This is a genomic window from Polyangiaceae bacterium, assembly GCA_015075635.1.
Lineage (GTDB): Bacteria > Myxococcota_A > Polyangia > Polyangiales > Polyangiaceae > JADJKB01.
In genome coordinates this window covers 265,277-277,974 of sequence record JABTUA010000001.1, presented here as the reverse complement: position 1 = coordinate 277,974, position 12,698 = coordinate 265,277, and the positions used below count along the sequence as shown (strand labels likewise).

Annotated in this window: 15 protein-coding genes; 8 read left to right on the top strand and 7 right to left on the bottom strand. The window is 70.1% G+C overall.

Annotated features, from left to right (window positions below; genetic code table 11):
- Positions 1 to 50 precede the first annotated feature (50 nt).
- Positions 51 to 458, bottom strand: a complete 408-nt coding sequence (locus tag HS104_01365) for a DUF86 domain-containing protein (protein ID MBE7478625.1) — start codon at positions 456 to 458, stop codon at positions 51 to 53.
- Positions 451 to 897, bottom strand: coding sequence for a nucleotidyltransferase domain-containing protein (locus HS104_01360; protein ID MBE7478624.1), 447 nt, complete (start codon positions 895 to 897; stop codon positions 451 to 453). Before HS104_01360 ends, HS104_01365 begins: the two co-directional genes overlap by 8 nt.
- A gap of 493 nt (positions 898 to 1,390) precedes the next feature.
- Between HS104_01360 and HS104_01355 the strand changes: the two genes are divergently transcribed.
- From HS104_01355 to HS104_01345, 3 genes are all read left to right on the top strand, one after another.
- Positions 1,391 to 1,681 carry a hypothetical protein gene (locus HS104_01355; protein ID MBE7478623.1) on the top strand — a complete coding sequence of 97 codons (291 nt, stop codon included), beginning with the start codon at positions 1,391 to 1,393 and terminating at the stop codon, positions 1,679 to 1,681.
- Positions 1,682 to 1,751: 70 nt separating this feature from the next.
- Positions 1,752 to 1,907: a hypothetical protein gene (locus HS104_01350; protein ID MBE7478622.1), complete on the top strand. Its 156-nt coding sequence runs from the start codon at positions 1,752 to 1,754 to the stop codon at positions 1,905 to 1,907.
- Positions 1,908 to 1,922: 15 nt separating this feature from the next.
- Positions 1,923 to 2,837 carry an SUMF1/EgtB/PvdO family nonheme iron enzyme gene (locus tag HS104_01345; protein MBE7478621.1) on the top strand — a complete coding sequence of 305 codons (915 nt, stop codon included), beginning with the start codon at positions 1,923 to 1,925 and terminating at the stop codon, positions 2,835 to 2,837.
- Between the two features lie 12 nt (positions 2,838 to 2,849).
- On the opposite strand, the gene HS104_01340 is transcribed toward HS104_01345, so the two are convergent.
- The 3 genes from HS104_01340 to HS104_01330 are packed head-to-tail and all read right to left on the bottom strand — an operon-like array spanning position 2,850 to position 7,383.
- A complete protein-coding gene (locus HS104_01340; protein MBE7478620.1) occupies positions 2,850 to 3,746 on the bottom strand; it encodes a hypothetical protein in 897 nt (298 codons plus the stop codon).
- Entirely contained in the window at positions 3,743 to 6,253 is a 2,511-nt protein-coding gene (gene sppA / locus HS104_01335; GenBank protein ID MBE7478619.1) for a signal peptide peptidase SppA, read from the bottom strand. The genes HS104_01340 and sppA overlap by 4 nt, the downstream gene beginning before the upstream one ends.
- Positions 6,250 to 7,383, bottom strand: coding sequence for a UTP--glucose-1-phosphate uridylyltransferase (locus HS104_01330; protein MBE7478618.1), 1,134 nt, complete (start codon positions 7,381 to 7,383; stop codon positions 6,250 to 6,252). The genes sppA and HS104_01330 overlap by 4 nt, the downstream gene beginning before the upstream one ends.
- 56 nt (positions 7,384 to 7,439) lie before the next feature.
- Here HS104_01330 and HS104_01325 point away from each other — a divergent pair, with 56 nt between their 5' ends.
- Both HS104_01325 and HS104_01320 read left to right on the top strand, forming a co-directional pair.
- Positions 7,440 to 7,742 (top strand): YXWGXW repeat-containing protein, encoded by a 303-nt coding sequence (locus HS104_01325; GenBank protein ID MBE7478617.1) that lies wholly within the window; start codon positions 7,440 to 7,442, stop codon positions 7,740 to 7,742.
- A gap of 46 nt (positions 7,743 to 7,788) precedes the next feature.
- Positions 7,789 to 8,502 carry an SDR family oxidoreductase gene (locus HS104_01320; GenBank protein MBE7478616.1) on the top strand — a complete coding sequence of 238 codons (714 nt, stop codon included), beginning with the start codon at positions 7,789 to 7,791 and terminating at the stop codon, positions 8,500 to 8,502.
- Between the two features lie 3 nt (positions 8,503 to 8,505).
- Here HS104_01320 and HS104_01315 read toward each other — a convergent pair whose 3' ends face one another.
- The gene (locus tag HS104_01315) at positions 8,506 to 9,336 is read right to left on the bottom strand and encodes a Uma2 family endonuclease (protein MBE7478615.1); all 831 of its coding nucleotides are present in this window, start codon (positions 9,334 to 9,336) and stop codon (positions 8,506 to 8,508) included.
- Positions 9,337 to 9,567: 231 nt separating this feature from the next.
- Between HS104_01315 and HS104_01310 the strand changes: the two genes are divergently transcribed.
- The 3 genes from HS104_01310 to HS104_01300 are packed head-to-tail and all read left to right on the top strand — an operon-like array spanning position 9,568 to position 12,195.
- On the top strand, positions 9,568 to 9,771 hold the full coding sequence (locus tag HS104_01310; GenBank protein MBE7478614.1) for a hypothetical protein: 204 nt from the start codon (positions 9,568 to 9,570) through the stop codon (positions 9,769 to 9,771).
- Between the two features lie 46 nt (positions 9,772 to 9,817).
- Positions 9,818 to 10,972 (top strand): isocitrate/isopropylmalate dehydrogenase family protein, encoded by a 1,155-nt coding sequence (locus tag HS104_01305; protein ID MBE7478613.1) that lies wholly within the window; start codon positions 9,818 to 9,820, stop codon positions 10,970 to 10,972.
- Positions 10,973 to 10,986: 14 nt separating this feature from the next.
- A complete protein-coding gene (locus tag HS104_01300) occupies positions 10,987 to 12,195 on the top strand; it encodes a radical SAM protein (GenBank protein MBE7478612.1) in 1,209 nt (402 codons plus the stop codon).
- 1 nt (position 12,196) lies between these two features.
- Here HS104_01300 and HS104_01295 read toward each other — a convergent pair whose 3' ends face one another.
- A complete protein-coding gene (locus HS104_01295; protein ID MBE7478611.1) occupies positions 12,197 to 12,631 on the bottom strand; it encodes a hypothetical protein in 435 nt (144 codons plus the stop codon).
- Positions 12,632 to 12,698 lie beyond the last annotated feature (67 nt).

The following is a 12,698-nucleotide window of genomic DNA, read 5'->3' as shown; positions in this document are numbered from 1 at the left end:
CGCCTACGATGCGTCAACCCGCCGGCGGCGTCGAGAGGGGGCGCGGGAGCTCAGTCCGAAAGCTCGCGGGCGGCGAGGCGGCCGAGGGCTCGGAGCACTTCCTTGTCCTCGATCATCGCCGCGTGGAGACGATCCAGGTCGATTGACGTGTACAGGTGGGCGAGCACGTTCCGCAGCCCGGCCCAACCCTGAAGCGCCACAGATTGCTCGGCGGTGAGCAGGCCGTCCTGCGCAAGCCTGACGAACGCATCGCGGTAGGTCTCGGGGATGCCGAGACCACGTTTGGCGACGAGCTCCATCGCGAGATCGACGCAGCACTGCGCGACGAGCTCGAGGGCGCGGGTCACCTTGAGCCAGGTGTCGAGATCCGACTCGAGCTCCGCACGCGTGACGTGCTCGGCGTACTGTTCGAGCCGAGCCAGCAGCCTCTCGAGGAGCTCGAGCTGCGTCTCACCCACGGCGCCACCTGTCGAGCATCAGCCGCCGCATCCTCTCCCACGTAGGCTTGAAGTCGGCCCAACGGCTCATGACCAGGGCTTCGCGCTCCAGCCGCAACCCGCGATTTCGCTCGAACAGGAGCCGCGCATGCTTGAGAACCTCGATTTGGAAGCGCGGCGCGGCTTGCCAAAGCTGCCGCAGATCGATCTCGGGCCCGCCTGGCGCCCCTTCGCCTTGAAGCTTCCCAGCCAGCGCCTCGAGCCGACGCGGGTGGATTGGCGCGTCCGCGAGAACTGCCAGATCGAGGTCCGCGGCCGGTTCGCGTCTGGCCGCCGAACCATACAAGTACACGGCGATCACCTCCGGCTCGGAACTGAAAATCAGGGCTGCAGCCTTGGCGAGACGCTGGTGGTCGGCCTCATCGACGAGCCATTTCCGCGTGCTTGCCGGCGCGTACATGCCGGCATTCTAGAGCGTGTGGACGTTTCCACAACACATACGTCGCGGCGACCGCCTTCCCAGTGCAGTCGCCGTTGCCGAGCGGCACGGGCTCACGCTGCTCCACTGCGACAACGACTTCGAGGAGCTTGGCCGCTCCACGTGCAATCCATGGAGTGGATCGTTCCCGCGGGCAGCAACCGTGACGCGCCCCACTAGACCTCGTTTCGGGAACGTGAGGTCATCCGGCTCGACCCGGGCGCGGCGCTCGGGAGTAGCTCCACGATCGGCGCGCCGGCCTTGACGCTCATCAAGTCGAACCCGCAGCACGCTTGACGCGGGTGTGCGGGGGCGTAGCCTACTTGGCATGGCGAGTGCTCGGCTCGGCTCAGCTCAGCTCAAATGCAGCTGTTGCATTGTGCTGACGTTACTCCTCGCTGCGTGCTCCGTCGATGACGGACGTCGCGCGCCGCCGGAACCCCTCGGCGAAGTAGAGGAAGAGTTCTCGAGCGCCGTGCAGGAACGGACGGTGCCGCTTCGCGTGGTCCAGATCGTCAACTCGGCGTCCGATCCCGACGTCATCAGCTACGCGACCCTCCAGAGCGGAGTGCAGGCTGCCAACGAGGTCTTCAAGGCCGCCGGAGTGCAGTACTGGATCAAGTCCTACGAGCGCTGGGTCTCGCCGCAGTTCTCCGACCTGTCAGTGGCATCGAACCCATCGAAGACCTGGACGCAAGTGCGCAGCGATCTGCAGGTGGTGTTCCCGGGCATGCCGAGCAACGCCTGGACCGACGGCACCCCATAGCAACGGAGGAGCCTCGTGCAACGGCACGCAGACCAACTACGCGCTCTGGTCGCTGAATCGGCCGCGCAACATGGTCTTCGCGGTGAGCGACATGACCGGGGACGGCAAGGCGGAGATCTTGATCGTGAACCCCGACACGATGACGATCAACTGGCTCACCTCGCAGTCGGACTACACTATCTGGGAGTCTCGAACGATCGGCAACCAGCGCGCCGTGGTGCTCTGAGCTTTGGAGGATGAAATGAACCATCGACAAGCCCTGATGGCACCCGCGTTCGTGGCCCTGCTGCTCGCCGCTTGCAGCAAGGACAAGGCCGACAGCGGGATCAGCTCCGAGCCGATCGGCGACGCAGAGAGCGATGCCCCGTCCGACGCCGCGAAGCCCGAAGCTTGCCCCGCCGGACTTCCCGGGCCGAAGCTGGTGAAGCTCGTGGCACCGGACGGAACGGGCTACTGCATGGACCAGCGGGAGGTGACGGCGGGGGAGTACGTCACGTTCGCCAAGGCCATGGCCGGCAAGACCGGGGGCCAAATCGAGGCCTGCGCCTGGAACACCCTGTACGAACCCAAGCTCATCCCGCCGTACGACGGGCAGATGGTCGGGATGCCTGGGTACTGCATGGCGGAGGAGTACGACCCGGTGAAGCATCCGGATCGCGCGGTCGCCTGCGTGGACTGGTGCGACGCTGCCGCCTACTGCGCGTGGGCAGGCAAGCGGCTGTGCGGCAAGGTGGGCGGCGGGACCGCGACGCTGGCGGGGATCAACGACCCCGCCCAGAGCGAGTGGACGAACGCCTGCACGCAGGGCGGCAAGACGAAGTACCCCTGGGGTGACTCGTACGTACCGGGGACTTGCGTGGATCCAGTCAAGATCCAGCAGCAGGGCGAGGCCGCGAAGGACGTGACCGGCACGGCCGCGAGCGCGTGCCACGGCGCGCTCGAAGGGTTCGCCGAGGTTTACGACCTGGTCGGAAGCGTGCAGGAGTGGACCGCCGAGTGCGAGAGCCCGGGGAAGGGTTGCGCGATCCACGGGTACGGGTCCATGAGCAGCCCGGACGTCCCGATGTCGTGCGATGCGGTCGGTCCCGCGACGACGACGGACACCCACTACGAGATTGGTTTCCGCTGCTGCGCTGGCCTCGTTTCGGGCAAGTGAGGTCACGCCGGCTCAACCCGCGCGCGGCGTCGAGAGCGGGAAGAGCTCGACGATGGGCGCCTCGGCTTCGAGCGCCGCGGCCACGATGGGATCGGTGCCGCCGGTCTCCGGGAGGCTCACCACCAAGCGCGCGCCGGCGCTCGTCTCGCTGGTCGCTGCGGTCACCGCGAGGCCCTGCGCGACCAGCCGCTCCGAGAGCTCCGCGCCGTGCCGTGTGACCGACACGAGGTAGCGCGCACCGGGCTGAGTCAGCGCCGCGAGCGGGCCCTGCGCCACGAGCGCTCCTGCTTCGAGCACGACCACGTCGTCGGCGCTTGCGAAGAGCGCGTGCTCGGGGCCGAAGCGGGGCAAAACCCGCGTGGACAGGAGCAGGCGTCGGCCCGCTGCGGCGCGCTCCAGCGCTTGGCACACGAGCTCGGTGCTGCGCTCGTCGAGATCCGAGACGGGATCCTCGACGGCCAGGAGCGGCGGCGCGTCGAGCAAGGCGAGCGCCAGCGCGGCGCAGCGCTTCTCCGCCTCGGTCAGCGTGCTGATGCGGCGACCGGTGAGGTGAGCGAGCTCCAGCGCGCCGAGCACCGAGCGCACGGCGTCCCGGGCCTCGCGCTTGCCGAGGCCGCCGAGCCGAGCTCCCTCGACCAGGTAGCGGTCGAGCTCCCACGCCTCGGGGAAGAGGCTGTCTCGCGCCGCCACGCCGACCAGACCCGCTGCGAGGGCGCCGGCCGCGTCGTGCCCGTCGAGGGTCACCCGGCCCGCGACCAGCTCGGCGCGGCCCGAGAGCAGCGCGAACAGGCCGCCGAGCTCGCCGACCAGACACACGCGCGCGCCCGAGAGCGAGAACGAGAGCCCCTCGCACAGCGGGACGCCGTCCCGATCGATGCGCGCGCCTTCCAGCTCGAGCAGCGCCGTCACGGCTTCACCGGCATGAGCTCCATTCGCGCCAGGGGCTTGTCGGGCGAGTGCACGGTGAAGGGTGCGAGGGCCTTGGCCAGGTCCATGATCTGACCGGGCAGCACCGTCTCGACGCCGCCCTTCGTGCCCACGCCCTCGACGCCCAGCAGCTTGCCGATCAGCGACTGATCCGGCGGCGGCAGCTCCAGGATCGGAGCGTAGTCGGGCAGGCCCGCGAGCTTTCGCGCGTGCGCCAGCGCCTGGCGCAGCCCGCCGAGCTCGTCCACCAGCTTGCGCGAGAGCGCTTGCTCGCCGGTCCAGACGCGGCCCTGGCCGACCTTGTCGATCTCCTTCTTGTCGAGCTTTCGACCCTGGGAGACGCGCGTCAGGAACACGTCGTAGAACTGCGCGACCTTCTTCTCCAGCTCCTTCTTCTCGTCCTCGGTGAAGGGCCGGAAGATGCTCTCCGCGTCGGCGCGGGGCGCGGTCTTGTAGGTCTCGACCGAGACGCCGATCTTCTTCAGGAGCTCGGCCACGTCGGCCTTGCCGTAGAAGATGCCGATGCTGCCGGTGATGCTGAGCGGGTTGGCGTAGATGCGCGTGGCGGGCGAGGCGACGTAGTAGCCGCCACTAGCCGCCGACGCGCCCATGCTGACCACCACGGGCTTGACCTTCGTGGTCAGCTGCACCTCGCGCCAGATCACGTCGCTGGCCATGGCCGAGCCGCCGGGCGACTCGATGCGCAGCACCACGGCGCCGACCAGCGGGTTCTCTCGGACCTCCTTCAGCGTCTTGGCGATGGTGTAGGAGCCGGCGAGCTTCATGCCCACGAGCGGCACGGTCTTGCTCTTGCCGTCCACCATGTCGCCGTCCACGTACACCACGGCCACGCGCTGCCCGACGCCGAAGCGGCTGGGCGCGCGCTCGGCGCGCTCGTCGTCGATCAGGATGGTCTTGCGGCCGACCAGCTTGTCCACCGCGGCGTCGATCTCGTCGTCGAAGGCGTAGCCGTCGATGAAGCCCGCGGTCAGCGCCTCGGACGCGATGTAGGGACCGCCGGCGATGCGCTTGCGCAGCTCCGGCACGCCGATGCGGCGCCCTTGCGACAGGCCCTCGACGACCTGGCGCTCGTGCTGCTGCAACAGGTCGATCTTGTCGGCGCGGGAGACCTCGGTGGCCGAGTCGCGCGTCAAGCGCTCCGGCGCGCTCTTGTGCTGGCCGATGCGCACGAAGTCAGCGCGGATGCCCAGCTTCCCGAGCATGGAAGAGAAGTACATGGCCTGGGACTTGAGCCCGGCGAAGCGCAGGCCGCCGGCCGGGTTCATCAGCGTCTTGTTCGCCGCCGAGCACAGATAGAGCTCGGCGCCGCCGGCGTCTTCGAGGTGGCAGAGCACGCGCTTGCCGTTGGCCCGCAGGAGCTGCACCGCGTCTCGGAGCTCCTGCACGTGCGCCAGGGACGAGGCCGGTGAGGTGCGCAGCTCCAGCACGACGGCGTCCACCTTCTTCTCGTCGGCGATGCTCCAGAGCTGCTTGAGGAGCGCGACGTGACCGCGCGTGCCCGGCGTCTCCTCCAGGCGGATGCGCAGCGCGTAGCGCGGGCCCTCCATGCCGGAGGCCTCGCGGAAGCCGCGGAACGCCACCTCCACCTGCGCGCCGTACGAGCCCTTCTCGCCGAGCCCCGTGCCGGTGACGGCGCCGCCGGCGAATTCGGCGCTGCCGCCGGCTCCCGACATGTTGAACGCCATGTTGGCCGAGGCGAGCCAGGCGCGGCGGTTGACCTCGTCGGGCCGGCTGACGGCGAAGTCGCCGCGCAGGCGGCCCAGGTAGGGCACGTCGATGCCGAGCGTGGCCCGCGGGATCCAGTAGCCGTCGCGCGTGTCGACGTATTTGCCTTCGAGCCCCAGCTCCAGCGCCCGCGAGCCGGTCGGACGGATCGCCAGCGCGATGTCGTAGGAGCGCTCCAGGCCCTGCCCGAAGGCGTTGGTCGGACCGTTGATGTCGTGCGCGACCAGGGAGAACCCGAGCTGATCGAAGGGGCGCGCGCTGTAGCCGAGGGTGAACGACGACAGGCCGTCTACCTCGGCCGCGTCCGAATACGTGCGCTGCACGGACAGACCGAGGGCCGCGTAGGGCGAGCCGCCGATGGCGAGGCCCCAGGTGAGCCACTGGTAGTTGTACTGGCCGAACGGGCCGCTGATGGTCGAATACGGCGGATCGACGAAGTCGAGGCGGATGCCCGTGGCGACCGGGACGAAGGGCAGCGGAAAGCCGAGCGCGAAGGCGTGCCCTTGCCAGGGCACGCGGTTCGACTCGTCCAGGTAGAGCGAGCTCCACCTGAGCTCCGAGCCGGGCATGAAGGCCAGGTTCGCCGGGTTTTGCACCAGCGCCGTGGTGTCGTCGGTGCCGGCCACGCTGCGACCGAAGGCGGGCAGCGGCGTCGGGCGCTGCACCACCTCCTGCGCGGGGGTCGCGAAGGCTGCGAAGACGAGCGAGAGCGTGAGTCCGAGCGAGAGCGAGCGATTTCTCATGAGAGCATTCCTCGAGCCCGCGCGACGAGCTCGATGGCCGTCCTCCGCGATGCGAGCTCGTCGTTGTCTTTGACGGGCAGAAAGCGCGATTCGGCGCCGTCGCGCGGCAGGCGCACGAAGCGCGTGTCCAGGTGGCTGGTGACCTCGCCGATCAGGCGCTCGAACTGCACGACCGGCGCGCCGTCCACCTTCTTCTGCGCGACGAAGAAGGTCCAGTCCATCTTCAGCTCGAGCAGAGCGCGCGCCGAGAAGTGGAAGGTGTTGGTGTTGAAGACCGGCACGGAGGTCGGATCGAAACCCTCCGGCAAGCGGAACTCCTCCAGCACCACCGGGCGGCCGTTCCAGCGCGCAGGGATGCCGCCGCGGTCGCTCGGCAGCTTGTCCACGACCTCGCAGCTCACGGGCTTTCCGTGCCGGAGGTGCCAGCCGATCAGCGCCGGATCGAGGGTGCCGCCCAGGTTGTCGATGTTCGCCATCGTGACGACCTGGCCCCCGCCTTCGACGAACCGCTGGAGCAGGCCGCTCTCCCTGAGCGCGTCGGGCAGGTCACCGTGTCCCGGAGCGTGTTGGCTCGGGCGTCCTTCCGCGTCGAGGAACAGGCTGCCGTCGGGGTTCAGCCGCAGCGAGAGGTGCTGGGTGAAGGTCGCGACGTTCTGGCCGTCGAGGCGGGCGCCCAGCGCTTCGCGGATGGCGTCGTCGGTGCTGTCGCTGGTCATCAGCCAGAACGGCGGCGCGCGGCCGCTCAGCTTCTTCAGGTGAGCGATCTCGCCGAGGCGCAGGTCCAGGAACGAGTGACCGGGCACCGCGTCCACCAGCGCCTTGACCACGCCGCCCATGCGCGTGGCCATGCCGCCCGCCAGCACCACCAGCGCGCACTCGCCGCGAGAGAGGGCCGCGAGCCCCGCCTGCCTCAGCTGCTCGTGCTCGCCCGAGCCCGCGGGGGGCAGGTCACTCACGTCGCCCGGCGCCGGGGGCTCCACCTTGCCGGTGACCCGGTTGCTCTGTGCGGCGCCGCCCAACACGCGCTCGGCCAGGGCGAGGAAGCGGGCGCGATCGAAGGCGTGGCGGCGCAAGAGCTCCAACACGTCCGCCGGCAGCCGGTCGAGCTGTGCCGAGAGCGACGCGGTCATGGCGGGCGAGCGTAACAGACTTCGGGCAGAGCCGAGGATGCACTACCTTCTCGGGCGTGAGGGCTTTCCTCCCAGTCGCCTTGCTGTGCCTCGCGGGCTGCGTGACAGGAGTCGAGCGCCGCGCCGGGAACGCCGAGGCAGCGCGCGAGACGCCGCCGCCGCCCGCGGACGAGCCCCACGCGGGGCAGATCGCCAGCGACGTGCCGAAGGCTCGTCCAGACCCCACGCCGGACAGGTCGCTCGGGCCCGGCTGGGTCTGGGTGCGGGGCTACTGGCACTGGGACGGCGTGCGCCACGTCTGGATGCGCGGCCGCTGGGAGCGCGCGCAGCCGGGTTACGTGCGCCGCCTGCCGCGTTGACGCCGGTCAATGGACGCGCGGGCCGCGCCGCGGCATGTGACCGCGCATGGCGAAAGACTGGTCTCTCTCGGGTCGCTCGGCGGTGGTCACCGGCGCATCACGCGGCATCGGCCGCAGCATTGCGGAGCTCTTGCTCGAGCGCGGCGCGCGCGTGTTCGGGTTCGACCTCGAGCCCGGGGAGCCGCTCGCGGGCGCCGAGTTTCGCCAAGTGAACGTCGCGGACGCGGCTTCGGTGGCGGCCGCAGTCCTGGGCCTGCCGGACGACGCGACGCTCCTGGTCAACAACGCCGGCATCACGCGGGACAAGAGCCTCGGGAAGATGAGCGACGACGAGTGGCAGTCGGTCATCGACGTGAACCTCACCGGAGCCTTCAACGTGCTGCGGGCACTGGCACCGCGCATGCGCGCCGCCGCGCACGGTCGCATCGTGAACGTGAGCAGCATCAACGGGCTGCGGGGCAAGTTCGGGCAGGCGAACTACTCGGCGGCGAAGGCCGGCCTGATCGGGTTGACCAAGGCCGCCGCCCGCGAGCTCGGCGCGAAAGGCGTGACGGTGAACGCCGTCGCGCCCGGCATGGTGCTCACGGAGATGACCCTGGCGCTGCCCCAGGAGTTTCGCGACAAGGCCCAGGCCGAAGCCGTGTTGCCCCAGCTCCCGACGCCGCGCGACGTGGCGAACGCGGTGGCGTTCCTGCTCTCGGACGCCGCGCGCTGCATCACCGGCGAGGTGATCCGCGTGGACGCAGGGCAGTACATCTGAAGCTCACTTGAAGCGCCGCTCCAGCTCCTTCACGCGCCGCTCCAGCTCGAGGCGCTGAGCGCGTTCGGCCTCCTTCTCGGCCCGCTCAGCTTCCTTCTCGGCTCGCTCGGCCTCCTGCGCGGCCAGCGCGGCTTCTTTCTGGACGCGTTCGGCCTCCCGCGCGGCCAGCGCGACCTCCTTTTCGGCCCGCTCGGCTTCCTCCTGCGTGAGCCACATCGAGAGGCCGGCCTTGTCGTCGGCGATGCGCATGCTCGCGCCGGACACGGGGTGAACCCAAGCGTCGAGCACCTCGGAGCGCGCCGGCCCGCCGCCGTGGTGGACGCGGACGAACACGCCCGTCGGCTCGCGGCGCCAGATCTGGAGCGGCGCCGGGCCGCCGAGTTTCTTCGGGCCTAGGCGCCGCGGGTCGAGCACCCAGAGCTCTTCGACGCCGCAGGCGGCGTAGCGCTCGTGGACCTCGCCGTAGTCCTTGTAGGGATGGTTCCTGCTGACGACCTCGATGCACAGCCGCGGAGCGCGGTGACCGCGCCGCCACAGGCACAAGCTCTCGAGCTCTTCGGCGCGCGGCGGCGCCGGCTCGACCAGGCACAAATCCGGGTCGATCCCGACCTGCGGATGCTTCTCGAGCCAGCGCACTGCCAGGTTTCTCGCCACCATGGCGCTGCGCGAAGTGCGCGCCACCCAGGCGAACAAGAGCGCCTTCAGGTGGTCGAGCATACGGTCGTGAGGCTGAGACTCGGGCACGGGCACTTCGGGCAAGACCCAAGTTTCCAGAGCTCGGTCGGTGCCCGGGTCGAGCCGGTAGTGGAGCTCGATGACTCGTGCTTCGCTCACCATGGCCAGTGTACCGCCAGCTTCGGGGTCTGCCGAGGGAGCGGGGAGCAGGAGCATGCCAGCCGGGATGCAGCCAAAATGGCGGCAAATGAGCCACACGCGCAGCTGGCGAAGTGGCGAAGAGTGGCGACCGGGTGGCCACGCGCTAGCATGCCCCTCGCGCGCGGGAGGCCAGCATGATGCGATCGCATCTCAACAGGGCAGCCGCAGGGCTCGAAGGTCCAGCTCTGGATGAGCGCCTTCGATCCGGAACTCGGGCAGCAGGGCAAGGACCCCAGCCTGCCGGCCTTCTGGCTGCCGTTCCAGGACATCGCCGGCGGCAATCACATCGCGCAGTGGGTGACCAGCGTCGAGCGCCAGCCCTGCACCGACAAGAAGGAGTGCCAGGCCGGCGAAGATTGCGTGAACGGCAAGTGCGTGCCCATCGTGAAGTGACCACGCGCGCTTGACCCTCCGCGGCCACGCGGGCATCTCCTGGCTCATGGCAGACGAGAGCTACGACGTCGTCCTCTTGCCAGGCGACGGCATCGGTCGCGAGATCGCCGCGCAGGCCCGCCGCGTGCTCGAGCGCGTGGAGCGCGGGATCGGCGCGAGATTCGCCGTCGAAGAGATCCCCTGCGGCGGGCAGTATTACCTGGAGCACGGCAAGGACTGGCCGGACGGCTCGGCCGAGAAGTGCAAGCGCGCGGACGTGATCTTGCTGGGCGCCGTGGGCTGGCCCTCGCCGGAGGGCAAGGGTCCGGTGATGATGCCGAACGGTCACATGGCGGGCTACAACGCCGTGCTCGGCAACCGCTCGCGGCTCGACCTGTACGCGAACATCCGCCCGGTCAAGCTCTACGAGGGCGTGTCGCACCGCATCTCGGGCCGGCACCAGCAGGTGTGGCGCCCGGCCGACGTGGACATGGTGTTCGTGCGCGAGAACACCGAGGGGCTGTACTCCGGCATGGGCGGCACGCTCTCTCCCGGAGGGCGCACGGTCCTGGCCACCGACGTGCGCGTGATCACGCGCGCCGCTTCGGAGCGGGTGATCCGCCTGGCCTTCGAGCTCAGCAAGAAGCGCAATGGCGCTCCCAAGGACAAGAAGCGCCGCGTCACCGTGCTGGTGAAGAACAACGTCCTGGACGGCTGTCGGCTGTTCGCCGAGGTGTTCGACGAGATTGGCCGAGACTACCCGGAGATCGAGAAGGACGTGGCCATCGTGGACGCCTTCACGCAGTGGCTGCTCGGGCAGCCGGAGTATTACGACGTGGTGGTGTCCACCAACATGTTCGGGGACATCGTCACGGATCTGGCCTCGGTGCTCCAGGGTGGCATGGGCCTGGCCGTCGGCTGCAACGTCGGCGATCACCACGCCATGTTCGAGCCCATCCACGGCTCCGCGCCCAAGCACGCGGGCCAGGACAAGGCGAACCCCATGGCGATGATCCTCGCGACCGGCGAGGCGCTGCGCTGGCTCGGCGACAAGCAAGGCGACTCGGCGCTCCGCCGCGGGGGCGACGCCATCGAGGCCGCGGTGCGCGCCGTGATCGCCGCCGGCGCCCCGCTCACCTACGACCTCTCCGGCAGCGAGCGCGCCGCCAAGATGTCCGAGGTGACGACCGCCATCCTGGGCCAGCTCGACGCTGGCTTCTGAGCTAAGATCGTCCCGTGACCAGCGTCGAGCCTCGCCGCTTGCAGGTCGTCAGCGACTGCCGTCCGCTGCTGGTGGTCTGGGAGACGACGCTGCGCTGCGATCAGCACTGTCGGTTCTGCGGCACCCGCGCCGGGAAGAGTCACCCGAACGAGCTCTCCACCGCGGAGATGCTCGACGTGGTCGACCAGCTCCATGCCATGGGCACGGCGGAGATCGCGGTCCACGGCGGCGAGGCCTACCTGCGCAAGGATTTCCTGGAGCTGGTGGGGGCGATCCGCGCGCGCGGCATCGAGTGCACCATGGTCACCGGCGGGCGTGGCATCACGCCGGAGCTGGCCGACGGCCTCCGCGACGCCGACATCACCGCCGTCAGCGTCTCCGTGGACGGGCTGGAAGCGACGCACGACGAGCTGCGCGGCCTCCGCGGCAGCCACCGCGGCGCCCTCCGCGCGCTCGAGCTCTTGCACGAGCGCGGCGTCGCGGTCGGCTGCAACACGCAGGTGAATCGCAAGAACTACCGCGAGCTCGACGGCATCGTGGAGCTCGCGGCGGCGCGTGGCGCCTACGGCTGGCAGGTGCAGCTGATGGTGCCGATGGGTCGCGCCGCGGAGGCGGAGGATCTCTGGCTCGAGCCCCACGACATCCTGGAGGTCATGCCGCGCATCGCTGCGGCGCGCCGGCGCGCCGACGAGCTGGGCGTGAAGCTCTGGCCGGGCAACAACGTGGGCTACTTCGGGCCCTACGAGCACCTCTTGCGCGCGGATCGCTCGCGCCAGGGCTTCTCCAGCGGCTGCGGCGGCGGCATCCGCACCCTGGGCATCGAGGCCAACGGCGACGTCAAGGGCTGCTCCGCCATGGCCTCGAAGGGCTTCGTGGGCGGGAACGTGCGCGACAAGTCCATCCGCGAGATCTGGGACCACTCGCCCGAGCTACGGTTCACCCGCGGCTTCGTGCTCGACGATCTCTGGGGCTTCTGCCGCGGCTGCTACTACGCCGAGACCTGCAAGGGCGGCTGCATCTGGACCAGCTCCACGCTGCTCGGCAAGGTCGGCAACAATCCCTACTGCCACCACCGCGCGCTGGAGCTGCTCGCGGCCGGACAGCGCGAGCGCCTGAAGCTGGTCGCCGCGGCGAAGGGAGAGATCCGCGACACCGCGCGCTTCGAGCTCGTGCTCGAAGCCGCACCCGACGACTGGGTCCGAGGGCTTCCCGCCCAGGCCTGACTCAGCCCGCGTCCGGCGGCGGCGGTCCGTAGGCGGGCATCGCGCCGCCGTCGCCGCCCGTGGCGCTGCCGCCGGTGCCGCCGCTGGCGCCGCCCGAGCCCGCGCTGCCGCCCATGCCCGCGGCGCCACCCACCGGTGGCGGCCCGTACGCCGGCATCATGCCGGCCATGCCGCCGGAGCTGGTCCCGGCGGTGCCGCCGGTCCCCGAGCCCGCCGCACCGGAGGCGCCGCCCGCGGAGGAGCCGCCGCTGCCCGCAGCGCCGCCGCTGCCACCGCTGTCGGAGTCGCCGCCGCAAGCGGCGAGCGAGAGGCCGACTCCGACCACCAGCGCCGCGGTCACCCCGACGCGACTCCGCGCCGAGCGGCAGAACGGACATGTGGTCTCGGTCGCCTTGACGTGCCGCTGGCACGACTCGCACACGAAGAAGGAATCCATGGGGCCCTCGACGCGGGATGTTCCCACGCCGCGCGAACGGCCGTGTTGACGCCGATCAAGTCATCGG